We start from the raw sequence: 14920 nt of genomic DNA on the forward strand, positions 1-14920 counted from the left end.
GACGCATTCGCCCCTGTATTCGTCATCATTTTTGTAAAAAGCAGAGAATTCCATGTCATCCATCAGCTCAGTCATCAAATCCATTCAGGACATCATGCGCAAGGACGCCGGTATCGACGGCGATGCCCAGCGCCTCGGCCAGCTCTCCTGGCTGCTGTTTTTGAAAGTGTTCGACGCCCAGGAAGAGGAGTTGGAGTTTGAGCAGGATAACTACCGCTGCCCCATCCCCGAGCGCTTCCTGTGGCGCAACTGGGCGGCCGATAGTGAAGGGCTGACAGGCGATGCCCTGCTCGATTTCGTCAACAACGACCTGTTCGACAGCCTGAAAAACCAGCCTGCCAATATCGATCTCAACCCCCGTGGCTATGTGGTGAAAGAGGCGTTCAGCGATGCCTTCAACTACATGAAGAACGGCACCCTGCTCAAGCAGGTGATTAACAAGCTAAACGAGATCGACTTCACCGACAGCAGTGAGCGCCACCTGTTTGGTGATATCTACGAGCAGATCCTGCGCGACCTGCAAAGCGCCGGTAACGCGGGCGAGTTCTACACCCCCCGCGCCGTCACCCGCTTTATGGTCAACCGCATCGACCCCAAACTCGGCGAGCGGATCATGGACCCGGCCTGCGGTACCGGCGGCTTTCTCGCCTGCGCCTTCGATCATGTCAAAGAGCACTATGTCGAGACCTCAGCCGACCACCAGACTCTGCAGCAGCAGATCTTGGGGGTCGAGAAGAAGCAGCTGCCGCACCTCCTTTGCACTACCAATATGCTGCTGCACGGCATCGAGGTGCCGGTGCAAATTCGCCATGGCAACACCCTCGACAAACCGCTGTCGAGCTGGGATAGCGATATCGATGTGATCCTCACCAACCCGCCCTTTGGTGGTACCGAAGAGGATGGCATCGAGCAGAACTTCCCGGCCGATCTGCGCACGCGCGAAACTGCCGACCTGTTCCTGCAGCTGATTATCGAGATCCTGAAAAAGGGCGGTCGCGCCGCCGTGGTGCTGCCTGATGGCACCCTGTTTGGCGAAGGGGTCAAAACCAAGATCAAGCAACTGCTCACCAGCGAGTGCAACCTGCACACCATAGTGCGGCTGCCCAACGGCGTGTTTGCCCCCTATACCGGCATTAAGACCAATATCCTCTTCTTCACCAAGGGTCAGCCCACCAAGGATGTCTGGTTCTATGAGCACCCCTATCCGGCTGGGGTGAAAAACTACAGCAAGACCAAACCGATGAAGTTCGAGGAGTTTGAAGCCGAGATCGCCTGGTGGGGCGATGAGGCGGACGGCTTTGCCGCCCGGGTAGAGACCGAGCAAGCCTGGAAGGTCAGCATCGACACCATTATCGAGCGCAACTTTAACCTCGATATCAAAAACCCCCATGTTGGTGAGCAGATAAGCCACGACCCTGAGGAGCTGCTGGCGCGCTATGCCAAAGAACAGGCTGAAATTCAGACCCTGCGTAACCAGCTAAAAGCCATTCTGGGCGACGCCTTGGGCAAAGGTGCGGCCAAGCAAGGGGGGCAGGCATAATGGCGATCGAGAATCTGATTACCGACCACCTAGATCTATGGACCGCGGCGGTTCGCCCCAAAAGCAGTGCCGGGCGCGGTAGCAACAGCAAGCTGGAACTCACCGGCATCAAAAAGCTGCGAGAGCTGATCCTAGAGCTGGCCGTGCGCGGTAAATTGGTGCCGCAAGACCCCAGCGATGAACCGGCCTCCGTGCTGTTGGAACGGATCGCCGCCGAAAAGACGCGGCTGGTGAAAGAGGGCAAGATTAAAAAGCCCAAAGCCTTGCCAGAAATTGGTGAGGAAGAGAAGCCGTTTGAATTACCGGATGGGTGGGTGTGGTCAATGCTTGCAGAGATCGCAGAGATCAATCCACGTAATGAAAGCGATGATACTGTTGACGCATCATTTGTACCCATGTCTTTAATCAGCACCGCATATAACGGGCAGCATGAATTTGAAGCAAGGAAGTGGGGCGAGATAAAGAAAGGTTTTACCCATTTTTCTAATGGGGATATTGGCATAGCAAAAATAACACCATGCTTTGAGAATAGTAAGGCTGCAGTTTTTCGTGGTTTAACTAATGGAATAGGTGCAGGAACGACAGAGCTTCATATAGCTAGACCATATACAGATTATGTTTCAGCATTCTTTATATTATTAAATATAAAATCGCCTATATATCTCAAAAAAGGTGAGGCAGGAATGACCGGAACCGCAGGTCAAAAGCGACTTGCCAAGGACTTTTTCTCATTCTATCCATTGCCAATTCCGCCATTTGCAGAACAGCACCGCATCGTTGCCAAAGTGGATGAGCTTATGGCCCTCTGCGACCAGTTGGAGCAGTGCAGCGAATCGCAGTTGGCGGCCCATCAGACGCTGGTGGAGACCCTGCTCGCCACACTGACAGACTCCTGCGATGCCGACGAGTTGGCGCAAAACTGGGCGCGGCTAAGCACTCATTTCGATACCCTCTTTACCACTGAGGCCAGCATCGACGCCTTGAAACAGACCATCCTGCAACTGGCAGTAATGGGTAAGCTGGTACCGCAAGACCCAAGCGATGAACCCGCCTCCGCCCTGCTGGAACGCATCGCTGCCGAAAAGGCGCTGCTGGTCAAAGAGAAGAAAATCAAAAAAGAGAAACCGCTGCCGATGATTCGGGCGGAGGAACAGCTATTTGAGCTACCAATAGGTTGGGAATGGGTTAGATTTAGCCAAGTTGCACACTCTCGCCTTGGAAAAATGCTCGATAATGCAAAAAATATTGGCAATGAATTGCCATATTTAAGAAATACAAATGTGCAGTGGGATCTGATTGAGCTTGATGATATAAAACAAATGAAAATCGATGATAATGAAAAAGATGAGCTAGCTCTTAGGTATGGTGATTTATTGATATGTGAAGGTGGTGAACCTGGAAGATGTGCTATTTGGAAGCATCATAATAAGGAAATGTATTTTCAAAAAGCACTGCACCGAGCAAGGCCTTATCAAGGGGTAATGGCAGAGTATTTACAAATTTGTTTAACTAATGATGCTGCTACGGGAACCTTAGAACAGTATTTTACAGGAGCAACAATTAAGCATTTTGTTGGTGCAAAACTGAATGAATATTCAATTCCTCTACCTCCTACTGCGGTACAAAAATTGATAGTAGCTAAAGTCGATGAACTGACGACACTCTGCGATCAACTTAAATCCCGCCTGCAAACCAGCCAGCAGACCCAACTTGCCTTGGCCGAGTCGCTGGTGGAAGGAGCCCTTGCCTGATGAGCCGCATATTTAATGTCTATTGTGATGAGTCCTGCCATCTGGAGAACGATGGTCAATCGGCCATGGTGCTTGGGGCTGTATGGTGTCCGCTGGATAAGCGCCACGAGATCGTGCGTCGCTTGCGGGAGATCAAGCAAAAGCATGGGTTGGCGCCGGATTTCGAGGTGAAGTGGACCAAGGTTAGTCAGTCGAAACTCGCCTTCTATCGTGACCTGCTGGATTACTTTTTCGATGATGATGACCTTCACTTTCGTGGTCTGGTTATCCCGGATAAATCACAGCTAAATCATGAAGCGTTTGGGCAGAGTCATGACGACTGGTACTACAAAATGTATTTCGTCATGTTGAAGACGATCTTTGAGCCGCAGAATGGCTATCGAGTCTATATCGATATCAAGGATACCTTGGGGCATGAGAAGATCAGCAAGTTGCATGATGTTTTGTGCAATAACACGTATGACTACTCGAAGAAAATCATTCATCGGGTGCAGCGGATCCACTCTCATGAAGCCGAGTTGCTGCAAGTTGCGGATCTTTTGATCGGAGCCCTGAGCTATCTGCATCGAGGGTTGACCAGCAGCCAAGCCAAGCTGGCGTTGATTGAAAGAATACGGCAACGAAGTGGTTACAAGCTGACACACAATACCCTTCTGCGAGAGAGCAAGTTCAATCTGATGGTCTGGTGCAGCAGGGGTGGATGGTGATGCAACCTATATGGCTACCTGACCTCATTCTGATGACCGCCTCTGGCGGTGATTGGGGGCGTTTTTTCTCTGCTGTTTATGCGGCCTTCGAACAAGACTTTGTACTCAACAAACCCGAGTTCAGAGGCAAGCGTCTTGGTCTGAAACGTCATCCTGAATATGCCGGGAAATCAGCGACCTTCTGGCACATGATTTCAACTGGAGAAGTTGAAGCAGAGCGAGAACCCGATTTACGTCGATGCGAACGCATCCGCTGGCCCAAACCCATCATCGAGAATGATAGCGATCCTGAGCTGAAGGTGTGGGCTGAGCCTCGTGGCAAGCAACAACGCATCCATATCTGGTTTGAAGCGGAAGGCTACCTAGTCGTGCTGGATGATCGAGGAGAATACATCCTGCCGTGGACGGCATTTTTCATCGAACATGAGCACGAACGGCGCAAGTACAACAAGCGCTGGGAACGGTATGGGAGTTATTGACTGCTAGGGGAGGGAATTAAGCTGGCCGCGCCCTCCGGAGAGGACGGGGCCGTAACTCCTTCTACGCTGACGCCAAAGGCTGGTAGATGAGATGCGCAAAGTGTAACGGTTACCCCGATGATTAGCAACCGACTGGCTGTATGGCGAAGTAATAAGGCGTGTATGCCGACACAAAGACAGATTCAAAAAAACAACCCCGGCGTAAGTTGCAAAGCAACCAAGAGGCCGGGGTCATGTTGCGGGAAACCTTAAAGAGACGCCCTCTTTCAGTCAAACATTTTTACCCCATTTTGTGATGGATAGAGTGGTAGTCGAGTGGATATCAAAGCAGGATCTCGAAGGCTCTTCAGCTAAGTGAGAGCCTGCTTGAAATATCAATATTACAAGGAGTTGCGATGCTACATGCAATCCTGCATGGCAAGGCTGGGCGTATCGAGCGGGAAGGGGAATCCCTGCGCTGGCGCGACCTGTTTAAAGGCAGCGAAGATCTGCTAACTGCCACTTTCTTTGGCCGTCTGCCCCACCTCTCGGACGGTACTCTGGGGGCCGTGCTGCACTTTCTACTCGGTGACAATCCGCTAGACCCGGCCAGCTTTCAACGGCTGGAGCTGTGGCCAAAACTGGTATCGCTGCAGGATCGCCGTTATGTCGAGCCCGATGTGCTGCTCCACTTTGACGACACGCTGGTGGTTATCGAGGTGAAGCCCCCGTTCGGTGGCGACCAGTATCGGGAGCAGTGGCTGGCGCAGGTCAATGCTGTGGTCAGTGAAGCCGAGTTTGATGACTATGAAGACCGGCTCTATTACGTGGCACTTGGCAATATCCCTGTCGCTCCGCTGTCTCCCCCCGATCTGCCGAAGCGCTTTGTCCAGATGACCTTGCGTGAATGGGAGCCACTGCGCCGCTATCTGCAAACTGCCTCCGAGTTTGAATCCTGCCGTCAGGATCGCGCCATCCGCGATGAGTGGCTGCAGGCGTTTGAGCTGTTTGGCATGGCCCCGGTGGTACCTGAATGGGCGCCGTTGTTTGCCTACGCAGGGCGGCTGGATCTGGATTGCGGGGTGATGTCAGAGCGGCAAATTACCCCACCCGCTGAGCCTACTGGTTGGGCTGCTCTGCTCGATTATGCCGGGACATTCCACCTATCTCGCCCCGATTTCTCTTTTTTGAATCACTGACTCTGGCTAAGGATGCCGTCATGCCACACGATCTTGAACAGACCACCCAGCTGGTGACCCAACTGCAACAAGCTCACCGACTCGCAGCCGGTTTCTACCAGCGTATCCTCCCGCTATTCGATCAGATCGCCAGTCAGGCGCTGGACGCCGAGTTCTGGTATTGGGAGCCCAGCGAAAATAGCCGCCCCTGCCGCTCAGGAACCCGCCCTTCCAGCAGCTGGGCATGGGACTATCTGCCACTGTTTGCATCGAATCACGCTTACCGGGACAGGAATGGCGATAAGGCTCTGCAAGGTGATAAGACGCTGATTTTTCGCCTCTATATCGATGATGATTTCCGTCAAAACTCAGCCTTGCGTGCACATACGAAGGGTCAGCCTGATCCTTTGCAACTGTCTGGCAACGCCGTGGTTGAAGTAAATCTGTACCGTTGCCTGCAGGATAGTGATAACCACCTCTGGGATCTGCTCAAGCAGGTTAGCTGGCCTGCTCATCAACCTGACTGGCAGCAAAGTGACAAATGTCATCAGCTTGAGATCTGCTCCAATCATCTGCCGCTCGCCCAGCTGCTTGCCGACCCTGATAGCGTGGCCGATTGGATCAAAGAAATGAACCATCGCTGAGCCTGTGGTTGGCTTGGGATAGCCAACCTAGTGGAGCCTAATGACTTTACTGGCGGTCTCTCGCCCAAATGTCATTTGGCTCTACCAACCCCCCTTCCTGTTCCCATCTTAAATTTCACATCCGAAAATTTTCCAGAAAACGCTGTAAGTGCCCAAAACGGGCACTTACAGCGGTCTGGATTTCGTTAGGTCCCCGGTACGCTCTTGCATGCTGATGTTTGTAACTAGGAGACAATCTGCATGCGCGAACAAAATTCGTCAGTTTTCAGTGATCCGAATGGGGCAATCCTGAAAGAGCTTTATGAGCTTAAGCAGTTGGTAATCCAGCAAGGACAGGCGCAAAAAGAGGTGCTTTCTGCCGAGGAGTGCGCTGAGTTGCTGGGGGTTTCTGTCTGCTATGTGTACCGGCTGACCAGTGAAAAGCGTCTGCCGCATTACAAGCCACAAGGCAAAAAGATCTACTTCAAGCGCGTTGAGCTGCTGGACTGGCTGCTCTCCCACCGCATTTCACCAGACGCCGAACTCACTGAGCATGTAACCAAGCGTGTGCGGCAAGCTAGCCATGGGCGGTTGTGAGGTGGGTATGACACAGGATCTGATTACATCTCTCTGCCCCCGGGATCTCCGGTCGGCTTTTATTGAACCTCCGAAACCCCTCGATTTTGTCCTACCGGGGCTGCCTGTTGGCTGCGTTGGTGCGTTGGTGTCACCGGGAGGGGTGGGCAAATCGATGTTGGCATTGCAACTGGCAATGCAGATCGCCGGTGGGCCGGATTGGATTGGACTTGGCAAGCTGGGCAGGGGAACCGTGCTCTACCTGCCTGCTGAGGACCCTTGGCCTGTACTGCACCAGCGCTTGTTTGCCTTGGGCGGAGGTCTTGATGCTGAACTTCGTGCCAACGTCGAACGAAACCTTCGTCTTATACCGCTGCAGGGCTCCAGTCCGAATGTGCTGGATAGCCATTGGTGGGAAGCGATTGCTATATGGGCTGAAGGGGTGAGGTTGATTGTCATCGATACTTTGAGGCGCTTCCACGATGCCGACGAGAACGCGGCCTGTGCCATGACGCAGGTACTGGGTCAGTTGGAGCGGCTGGCCATGAGGCTGGGATGCGCTGTGTTGTTTGTACACCACACCAGCAAATCCGCAGTATTCCAAGAAGTTGGCGATCTGCAGCAGGCAAGCCGTGGTTCGTCGGTGCTGGTAGACAATGTGCGCTGGCAGGGCTACCTCGCCACTATGACCAAGAAAGAGGCGCAGCAGCTGGGAGTATCGGCAGAGAAGAGCAAGCTTCACGTGCGGTTTGGGGTAAGCAAAAGTAATTATGGGCCGCCACTACCGGAGCGCTGGTTGGTGCGGGGGGAAGGTGGCGTGCTGTATCCCGCTCCCGCTAGGTTGGGCGTAACACGCCGAGCGGGAGGCAAACGTGTCTTGCTTTGAATTGACTCATGCTAGGCATGACCATATGCACTGTCTTGCACCCGGGTTGTTTAGGGCGATCTCGCATGGCCAACGCCGCCGTGACAAGCTGGAGGTGATTTACCGTTTCGGTGGTGGCAATCAGATCGAGTTCTCCGGGCCTGAGCCGCTGGGTGCAGATGACCTCCGTGTGCTTCAGGGGTTGGTTGCCCTGGCTGGACTTGAGTCACAAAGTAACGAGATTGAGCCAGTTGCGGTGAGCGAAACTGGGGCGATATTGCGAGATCTTCTGGATCTTCGTTGGGCTGCCAACCAGCAAAGGGTATTGGTGGTCAGAAGCAGCCTGCGCAAACTGGCCAAGGAGGTTGGATACGCCAATCCTCGGGATACCAATACTGTACGTTGCTGTATCGAGCGATTGTGGAAGGTGTCGGTGATCGCAAAGGTGGCTGGCCAGCGTAGCGGCTTTCGCTTATTGGCGAACTATGTCAGTGACACTCAGACTGATGGACTTTTTTTGGCGCTTAATCCCTTGCTGACCTACGCCATTATGGGTAATGGTCGCCATGTTCGTATCGACATGACAGAAGTTCGGCACTTGAATGGCAGCATCGCTCGGTTGTTGCATCAGCGGCTATGTGCCTGGGTGGATTGTGGTCAGAAAAGGGCAGTGCAGTTAGACACCTTGGTCGCTTATGCCTTTCCCGATGAGGTCAGCACGGCCACCCATCGCAAGCGGCAATCAAGAGTTCGTAAGGCATTGGATGAGCTGACTGCTTTGGGCTGGTCTATCTGCGAACATGCCAAGGGGCGGTTTACCATCGGCCGGCCTGCACTATCACGATAACGGTCACAAACTATCACGAAAGTGGTCACAAAGTTCACGATAACGGTCACAAGCCAATTCAGTGAAACCCAGTTACCGCTTGGGCTGCAGGGCGATCCTGAAATCCGATCTATATTATCTAAGATAATCTAGGCCAGCGCATGGTCGCGCTGGCCTATTTGTTGGCTCTTCCTGGCCATGATCTCGTCGAGGGTGCTTCTATCACTCCAATACGTTGGGAAAATCGAGCATGGCATCTCTACGCCGTGATTCAAGGATGTCTGCATAGATCTCTGTGGTTCTCAGCTCACTGTGTCCCAGCAAGCGGGAGAGGGCATAGATATCGACGCCGCGGTTAAGCTGGATGACGGCGAAGGTATGACGCGCGCTGTGGAAGGTTACCTTCTTGGTTATACCCGCCTGCAACGCCCACCGGGTGAGCTCCATGTTGTGCCAAGCCGAGTACTTGAGGCCCTTGAAGATCCGCTCTGTTGCCTTGCCTGAGCGCCCCATCAGCTGCATCGCCATGTCATTCAAATCCAGGTATTGCAGGCCGCTGGTCTTTTTCTGGGTGAAGACGATACGGTAATGGCCATAGAAAGGCTCCAGCTCGGCCCAGGTCAGCTTGTGAATGTCGGACCAGCGCAAGCCAGTGCAACAAGAGAACAGAAAGGCGCGCTTAAGAACGTCATAGCGGCACTCAGCCTGGGCCATGGCCCGAACCTCATCTTCGGTCAGATAAACCCGCTTGTTCTTCTCCCCCTGGATGACTTTGACGCGTCGTACCGGATTATCCATCAGCAGCCGCTCCTGCTCTGCTTGGTTCAGGGCTGCCCTCAACTTGTTGAAGTAGGCACTTTGGGTGTTGCGGCTCAGTGGCGTGCCGCTTTTGGTGCGGGCCTTGTGCATCAGGTAGTGCCGAAAACCCTCCAGGAACAGCTGATCGACCTCCTCGAAAGTCAAATCAGGCAGTTTATGGTACTGGCGCAAATGCTTGAGGGTAGACACCCAGATGGAATAGTTGCTCTTGCTGCCTGCCGCCTTTTGGTCGGTCACTTCCTGGAAGTACTCAAAGAAGCTGGCCTTGTGGGCGCTCGATAAATCCAGATGGTGTTTGCCGGTCTCGTATTCGAAGAGCCGCTTGGCGCGAATGGCTTCGGCTGCCCGCTGGGTTTCTTTGTTGTGAAGCCGCTGTGCCGGGGTACGCGGCTTGTCGTACAGGAAGAGATCCAGGGGCTCTCTGCTGCGCTTGTGCTTGCGGATGCCTGTGGCGGGATCAAGGTAGGAGCCGGCGTAGTAGGTTAAGCGCGCAGTGCGCTTGCCTTCGGCGTCCGGTTCGCGGAATTCGATGCTGATCTTCATGAGTGTCCCCCAAAAGTACCCCAAGAGGTTACTTCGGGGTACTCTCGGGGTAAATTCTCACGAAACAAGATCAGGTAAGAACAGCCAGTAAAAACAAAGTCCAATATTTACAATGTCTTATGTTCTTTATGGCTGCTTTTTATTGCTGATTTTTCACCACATTACTTGCCGATGCAGAAGCTGGAGAAGATGCGACCCAGCAGATCGTCGGAGCTGAACTCGCCGGTGATCTCGGAGAGGGACTCCTGCGCCAGCCGCAGCTCTTCGGCCACCAGCTCGCCGGCCACGAACACCTCCAGCTGCTCCTTGGCCACCAGCAGCCGCTCGGCGGCGCGCTCCAGCGCATCCAGGTGACGGCGGCGGGCCATGAAGCCCCCCTCGGTGTTGCCCTGGAAGCCCATGCAGGCTTTCAGATGCTCGCGCAGGGCGGGCAGCCCCAGCTCGGTCTTGGCGGAGATACGGTAGACGGCATGGCCCTGCTCCTGACTCGGCGCCAGATCTTCGCCGGTCAGGTCGGCCTTGTTGCGCACCACGGTGAGGCCGATCTTTTTTGGCAACCGATCAACAAATTCCGGCCAGATCTCCCGCGGGTCTACCGCAGCCGTGGTGGTGCCATCCACCATGAACAGCACCCGATCGGCCTGTTCAATCTCGGCCCAGGCACGCTCGATGCCGATCTGCTCCACCTTGTCCTGGGTATCGCGCAGGCCTGCGGTGTCGATGATGTGCAGCGGCATGCCATCCAGATGGATGTGCTCGCGCAGCACGTCGCGGGTGGTGCCGGCGATCTCGGTGACGATGGCGGACTCGCGGCCGGCCAGGGCGTTGAGCAGGCTCGATTTGCCGGCGTTGGGGCGACCGGCGATCACCACCTTCATTCCTTCCCGCAGCAGGGCGCCCTGCTTGGCTTCGCCGCGCACCGCATCCAGTTCATCCATGATGGCGTAGAGATCACCCGCCACCTTACCGTCGGAGAGAAAGTCGATCTCCTCGTCCGGGAAGTCGATGGCGGCCTCCACATAGATACGCAGCCGGGTGAGACTCTCCACCAGCTGCTGGATCTTGCCGGAGAACTGCCCCTGCAGGGAGTGCATGGCACTGCGGGCCGCCTGCTCGCTGGAAGCCTCGATGAGGTCGGCGATGGCCTCGGCCTGGGCCAGATCCAGTTTGTCGTTCATGAAGGCGCGCTCGCTGAACTCGCCGGGGCGGGCTGGGCGCAGCCCTTTTATCTGCAGGATGCGGCGCACCAGCATGTCCATGATCACCGGGCCGCCGTGGCCCTGCAGCTCCAGCACGTCTTCGCCGGTGAAGCTGTTGGGGGCCTTGAACAGCAGGGCGATGCCCTGATCCAGCGGCTGGCCTTGCTCATCCCTGAACGGCAGATATTCGGCGTAACGCACCCGGGGGAGTTTGCCGAGCACTATCTCGGCGACCTGTTCGGCGGCGGGGCCGGAGACGCGGACTATGCCGACGCCGCCACGGCCGGGGGCGGTGGCCTGGGCCACGATGGTATCTGTAGTCATCTTGCTTGGCTCATTTGTTCGCTGATGTTCACAGCAGTGGGGTCATTGTAATAAAAAAGGCGACCCGAAGGCCGCCTCTTTTGTCATCCATCTTGCCATCGGGAGCGATTAGCTGCGGGTATGCAGGCCTTTCTTCTCCAGCTGACGGTAGATGATGGTCTGCTGGGTAATGGAGATGACGTTGCTCACCAGCCAGTACAGGGTCAGACCTGCCGGGAACCAGAGGAACATGAAAGTGAAGATGATCGGCATGAACTGCATCACTTTCTGCTGCATCGGGTCGGTAATGGTGGTCGGGCTCATCTTCTGCAGATACCACATGGAGGCACCCATGAGGATCGGCAGCACGAAGAAGGGGTCCTTCACCGACAGGTCGGTGATCCACAGGGCGAACGGCGCGTGGCGCAGCTCGACGGACTCCATCAGTGCCCAGTAGAGGGCGATGAAGATCGGCATCTGTACCAGGATCGGCAGACAGCCACCCAGCGGGTTGACCTTCTCCTTCTTGTACAGCTCCATCATGCCCTGAGACATCTTCTGGCGATCGTCGCCGAAGCGCTCGCGCAGGGCGGCCAGCTTGGGCTGCAGCATGCGCATCTTGGCCATGGAGGTGTACTGGGCCTTGGTCAGCGGGAACATGACGCCGCGCACCAGCAGGGTCAGCATGATGATGGCCAGACCCCAGTTCTGGACGAAACCGTGGAACACGGTCAGCAGCCAGTGCAGCGGTTGGGCGATGAACCAGAGCCAGCCGTAGTCGACGGTCAGGTCGAGGTGGTTGGCTACCTTGGCCATCTGATCCTGCAGCTTGGGACCGACCCACAGCTTGCTGGTCACTTCGGCCTGCTGGCCGGCTGCGATGTCAACCAGCGGTGCCTTGTAGCCGATGATGGCCTGGTCTTTGCCAGGGATCACTCGGCTGTAGAAGCTGTTGGTGTCGTCGGCATTCGGTGCCCAGGCGGAGACGAAGTAGTGTTGCAGCATGGCGACCCAACCACCCTTGGTGGTCTTGTTCAGGTCGGCATCCTTCATCTCGTCGAAGGTGTACTTCTTGTAGCGGGTATCTTCGCTGGAGAAGGCACCACCGCGGTAGGCGCTGGCCACCATGGCGTGACCCTGCTGGTCTTTCGGCGTGGCCACGGTCTGCTTCAGCTGACCGTAGAATTGCACCTGGACCGGCTCGGCAGACTTGTTGTCGATCTTGTAGTCGACGCCGACTGCGTAGTCACCACGCTTGAGGACGAACTCCTTGGTGAAGACCACGCCCTTGCTGTCGGTCCAGGTCATCGGAACGACGACTTGATCCTGACCGTCGGCCAGCTGGTAGCTGGTCTGGGCGGCTTCATAGGTGGGACGACCCTGGGGCTGGCTGTCCGGGCCATTGCGACCAACCAGACCGCTCTGGGCAACATAGAGGTGCTCAGGCTGACTGGTCAGCAGTACGAACGGTTGATCCTTGCCTTCTTCCAGCTTGTGGGCCAGCAGTTCGGCAGAGACGATGTCACCACCCTGGGTATCCAGGGTCAGCTTGAGCACGTCGGAGGTGACGGTGATCAGCTTGCGTGCGGTGTTCGCGTTGGCTTGCTCGGAAACCTGAGGAATATCACCGGTCTGACCGGCTTCAGGTACGAAATGTTCGGTTTGGGCCACGGTAGTCGGGGCCGGCTTCGGAGCCTTGTCGGACTCCCACTGTTGCCAGAGCAAAAAGCTCACGAACAGCAAACCGATCAGGATGAGATTGCGTTGTGATTCCATAGTCTTCAGTTTCTTCGCTTTGGTTGCGGAACCGGGTCATAACCACCCTCGGATAAGGGATGGCATTTTAATAGACGTTTGCTGGCTAACCAAACGCCTTTTATGAAACCGTGAAGTCGGATTGCTTCTATCGCAAATTGGGAACAAGTCGGGGTGAAACGGCAGCGCGGCCCGAGCAGCGGGCTAATGATTAGCTGATACAGGCGTATCAGTTTGACAGCTACCCATTGCAACGGCGTGACAGAGTGCGCCATAGCTTTTCCAGTAACTTGAACAGTTCCTCGTTATCCATCTCCTTCACACCGGCCTTGGCGATCACGACGATGTCGATAGCGGGCAGATTGGCTTGATTGAGGCGGAAACTTTCCCGAACCACCCGTTTTACACGGTTGCGCCAGACGGCACGCTTGAGTGCTTTTTTGGGCACGGCGAGACCAAGGCGAGGGTGTTCGAGCGAATTGGGAGAGGCGAGAAGTGTAATCTGCGGAGAAGCGGCCCGGACAGGCTCGGCGAAAACGCGTTTGAAGTGTTCGGGAGTTAACAGACGTAACTCCCGAGAAAAGGCGTGCTGGGTAGGCATTAGACTACCAGGCGGGCACGACCCTTGGCACGACGAGCGGCCAGAACTTTACGACCGTTGGCAGTTGCCATGCGGGCGCGGAAACCGTGAGAGCGCTTGCGCTTCAGGTTGGACGGTTGAAAAGTACGTTTCATGATTCGATTCCGTATTTCTGTACAGTTTTGATTGTCACACTTAGCCGACGCGCCAGCTATAGCGTGTGACGACTAGCAAAAGAGGCCGAATTCTAAACAGAGTTCGGCTTTTAGTCAATCCGCCGTTCCCTCCCATCCTGCCCCGACCTGGAAAAGGTCTTGGGCGAGCGTGAGGATCCGAAGGATCAAGGGCTCCGGATTATACTGGCAACCCGGGGTTTAACAAGGATCCTCCAATAAAAAAGGCGGCAGAGCCGCCAAAGAGAGAGCTATTTAAGCACTTTGCGCAGGAACTCCCGGGTGCGGGGATCCTGCGGATCGACCAATATCTGATCCGGCGGGCCCTGTTCCACGATCCGGCCCCCCTCCATGAAGATCACCCGATCGGCAACATCTCGAGCAAATTCAATCTCATGGGTCACCACTACCATGGTCTGGTGCTGGCGAGCCAGCTCCTTCATCAGACCCAGTACTTCGTCAACCCATTCGGGATCGAGGGCCGAGGTAGGTTCGTCAAACAGGATCACCTTGGAGTGAGCCGCCATGGCCCGGCCGATGCCGACCCGTTGCTGCTGACCGCCCGACAATGAGGCCGGATAGGCGTCCTGCTTGTCGGCGAGACCTATGTCCTTGAGGATGCCGAGGGCGGTGGCACGGGCCTCCGCCTTCGGCTGTTTCCAGACGGTGATCAGCCCCTCGGCAATGTTGTCCAGCGCCGTCTTGTTGGCAAACAGGGCGTAGTTCTGGAACACGAAGGAGGCGCGCTTGCGCAGCTCGATGGCCTGCTGCTCGCTGGCCTTGGCCAGGTTGAGCTGCAGATCGTCGATGGCTAGGGTGCCCGTATCGGGAGTCTCCAGCAGGTTGAGGCAGCGCAGCAAGGTGGACTTGCCGGTGCCGGAGGGGCCGATGATGACGACGATTTCCCCCTTTTTCACCTCCAGATCGATGCTGTTTAGCACCTGATTGCCGTCATATGCCTTGGAGAGGCCGGTTAGCTTGATCATGATGGCCCTCCTTTAAACAGGCGCAGAGTTAAAACGGA

The 14920-nt window shown here is 55.5% G+C and carries 16 protein-coding genes; 9 read left to right on the plus strand and 7 right to left on the minus strand.

Features of this window, described 5'->3' with window-relative positions:
* Positions 1–52 precede the first annotated feature (52 nt).
* The 9 genes from I6L38_RS19270 (at position 53) to repC (ending at position 8545) form a co-directional block, all read left to right on the plus strand.
* A complete protein-coding gene (locus I6L38_RS19270) occupies positions 53–1540 on the plus strand; it encodes an N-6 DNA methylase (protein ID WP_103261035.1) in 1488 nt (495 codons plus the stop codon).
* Positions 1540–3291 (plus strand): restriction endonuclease subunit S, encoded by a 1752-nt coding sequence (locus I6L38_RS19275; RefSeq protein WP_103261036.1) that lies wholly within the window; start codon positions 1540–1542, stop codon positions 3289–3291. Before I6L38_RS19270 ends, I6L38_RS19275 begins: the two co-directional genes overlap by 1 nt.
* On the plus strand, positions 3291–3998 hold the full coding sequence (locus I6L38_RS19280; RefSeq protein WP_081990753.1) for a DUF3800 domain-containing protein: 708 nt from the start codon (positions 3291–3293) through the stop codon (positions 3996–3998). Before I6L38_RS19275 ends, I6L38_RS19280 begins: the two co-directional genes overlap by 1 nt.
* The gene (locus tag I6L38_RS19285) at positions 3998–4477 is read left to right on the plus strand and encodes a hypothetical protein (protein WP_047439901.1); all 480 of its coding nucleotides are present in this window, start codon (positions 3998–4000) and stop codon (positions 4475–4477) included. The genes I6L38_RS19280 and I6L38_RS19285 overlap by 1 nt, the downstream gene beginning before the upstream one ends.
* 395 nt (positions 4478–4872) lie before the next feature.
* Positions 4873–5655 (plus strand): hypothetical protein, encoded by a 783-nt coding sequence (locus I6L38_RS19290; protein ID WP_047439892.1) that lies wholly within the window; start codon positions 4873–4875, stop codon positions 5653–5655.
* A 20-nt stretch (positions 5656–5675) separates the two neighbouring features.
* Positions 5676–6278, plus strand: a complete 603-nt coding sequence (locus I6L38_RS19295) for a hypothetical protein (protein WP_047439890.1) — start codon at positions 5676–5678, stop codon at positions 6276–6278.
* 240 nt (positions 6279–6518) lie between these two features.
* Positions 6519–6854: a helix-turn-helix domain-containing protein gene (locus tag I6L38_RS19300; RefSeq protein ID WP_015848536.1), complete on the plus strand. Its 336-nt coding sequence runs from the start codon at positions 6519–6521 to the stop codon at positions 6852–6854.
* Between the two features lie 7 nt (positions 6855–6861).
* A complete protein-coding gene (locus tag I6L38_RS19305; protein ID WP_081990754.1) occupies positions 6862–7719 on the plus strand; it encodes a helicase RepA family protein in 858 nt (285 codons plus the stop codon).
* Between the two features lie 25 nt (positions 7720–7744).
* Positions 7745–8545: a replication protein C, IncQ-type gene (repC, locus tag I6L38_RS19310; RefSeq protein WP_052200084.1), complete on the plus strand. Its 801-nt coding sequence runs from the start codon at positions 7745–7747 to the stop codon at positions 8543–8545.
* 201 nt (positions 8546–8746) lie between these two features.
* Here the strand turns inward: repC and I6L38_RS19315 are convergent, their stop codons facing one another.
* From I6L38_RS19315 to I6L38_RS19345, 7 genes are all read right to left on the minus strand, one after another.
* The gene (locus tag I6L38_RS19315) at positions 8747–9886 is read right to left on the minus strand and encodes a site-specific integrase (RefSeq protein WP_047439882.1); all 1140 of its coding nucleotides are present in this window, start codon (positions 9884–9886) and stop codon (positions 8747–8749) included.
* 161 nt (positions 9887–10047) lie between these two features.
* Positions 10048–11409, minus strand: a complete 1362-nt coding sequence (gene mnmE / locus I6L38_RS19320) for a tRNA uridine-5-carboxymethylaminomethyl(34) synthesis GTPase MnmE (protein WP_017410486.1) — start codon at positions 11407–11409, stop codon at positions 10048–10050.
* Between the two features lie 108 nt (positions 11410–11517).
* Positions 11518–13164, minus strand: coding sequence for a membrane protein insertase YidC (yidC, locus tag I6L38_RS19325; protein ID WP_010635604.1), 1647 nt, complete (start codon positions 13162–13164; stop codon positions 11518–11520).
* Positions 13165–13169: 5 nt separating this feature from the next.
* Positions 13170–13418 carry a membrane protein insertion efficiency factor YidD gene (gene yidD, locus I6L38_RS19330; protein ID WP_010635605.1) on the minus strand — a complete coding sequence of 83 codons (249 nt, stop codon included), beginning with the start codon at positions 13416–13418 and terminating at the stop codon, positions 13170–13172.
* Entirely contained in the window at positions 13385–13744 is a 360-nt protein-coding gene (rnpA, locus tag I6L38_RS19335; protein WP_005307159.1) for a ribonuclease P protein component, read from the minus strand. Before rnpA ends, yidD begins: the two co-directional genes overlap by 34 nt.
* Positions 13744–13878, minus strand: a complete 135-nt coding sequence (gene rpmH / locus I6L38_RS19340) for a 50S ribosomal protein L34 (RefSeq protein WP_005307156.1) — start codon at positions 13876–13878, stop codon at positions 13744–13746. Before rpmH ends, rnpA begins: the two co-directional genes overlap by 1 nt.
* A 269-nt stretch (positions 13879–14147) precedes the next feature.
* Positions 14148–14882 carry an amino acid ABC transporter ATP-binding protein gene (locus I6L38_RS19345; protein ID WP_005307149.1) on the minus strand — a complete coding sequence of 245 codons (735 nt, stop codon included), beginning with the start codon at positions 14880–14882 and terminating at the stop codon, positions 14148–14150.
* Positions 14883–14920: the final 38 nt, after the last annotated feature.

Source organism: Aeromonas sp. FDAARGOS 1408 (assembly GCF_019048665.1).
Taxonomy (GTDB): domain Bacteria; phylum Pseudomonadota; class Gammaproteobacteria; order Enterobacterales; family Aeromonadaceae; genus Aeromonas; species Aeromonas dhakensis.

Coding starts and splice junctions, on each gene's coding strand:
- I6L38_RS19270 (WP_103261035.1), top strand. CDS start 53: ATGTCATCCATCAGCTCAGTCATCAAATCCATTCAGGACATCATGCGC.
- I6L38_RS19275 (WP_103261036.1), top strand. CDS start 1,540: ATGGCGATCGAGAATCTGATTACCGACCACCTAGATCTATGGACCGCG.
- I6L38_RS19280 (WP_081990753.1), top strand. CDS start 3,291: ATGAGCCGCATATTTAATGTCTATTGTGATGAGTCCTGCCATCTGGAG.
- I6L38_RS19285 (WP_047439901.1), top strand. CDS start 3,998: ATGCAACCTATATGGCTACCTGACCTCATTCTGATGACCGCCTCTGGC.
- I6L38_RS19290 (WP_047439892.1), top strand. CDS start 4,873: ATGCTACATGCAATCCTGCATGGCAAGGCTGGGCGTATCGAGCGGGAA.
- I6L38_RS19295 (WP_047439890.1), top strand. CDS start 5,676: ATGCCACACGATCTTGAACAGACCACCCAGCTGGTGACCCAACTGCAA.
- I6L38_RS19300 (WP_015848536.1), top strand. CDS start 6,519: ATGCGCGAACAAAATTCGTCAGTTTTCAGTGATCCGAATGGGGCAATC.
- I6L38_RS19305 (WP_081990754.1), top strand. CDS start 6,862: ATGACACAGGATCTGATTACATCTCTCTGCCCCCGGGATCTCCGGTCG.
- repC (WP_052200084.1), top strand. CDS start 7,745: ATGCACTGTCTTGCACCCGGGTTGTTTAGGGCGATCTCGCATGGCCAA.
- I6L38_RS19315 (WP_047439882.1), bottom strand. CDS start 9,886: ATGAAGATCAGCATCGAATTCCGCGAACCGGACGCCGAAGGCAAGCGC.
- mnmE (WP_017410486.1), bottom strand. CDS start 11,409: ATGACTACAGATACCATCGTGGCCCAGGCCACCGCCCCCGGCCGTGGC.
- yidC (WP_010635604.1), bottom strand. CDS start 13,164: ATGGAATCACAACGCAATCTCATCCTGATCGGTTTGCTGTTCGTGAGC.
- yidD (WP_010635605.1), bottom strand. CDS start 13,418: ATGGCGCACTCTGTCACGCCGTTGCAATGGGTAGCTGTCAAACTGATA.
- rnpA (WP_005307159.1), bottom strand. CDS start 13,744: ATGCCTACCCAGCACGCCTTTTCTCGGGAGTTACGTCTGTTAACTCCC.
- rpmH (WP_005307156.1), bottom strand. CDS start 13,878: ATGAAACGTACTTTTCAACCGTCCAACCTGAAGCGCAAGCGCTCTCAC.
- I6L38_RS19345 (WP_005307149.1), bottom strand. CDS start 14,882: ATGATCAAGCTAACCGGCCTCTCCAAGGCATATGACGGCAATCAGGTG.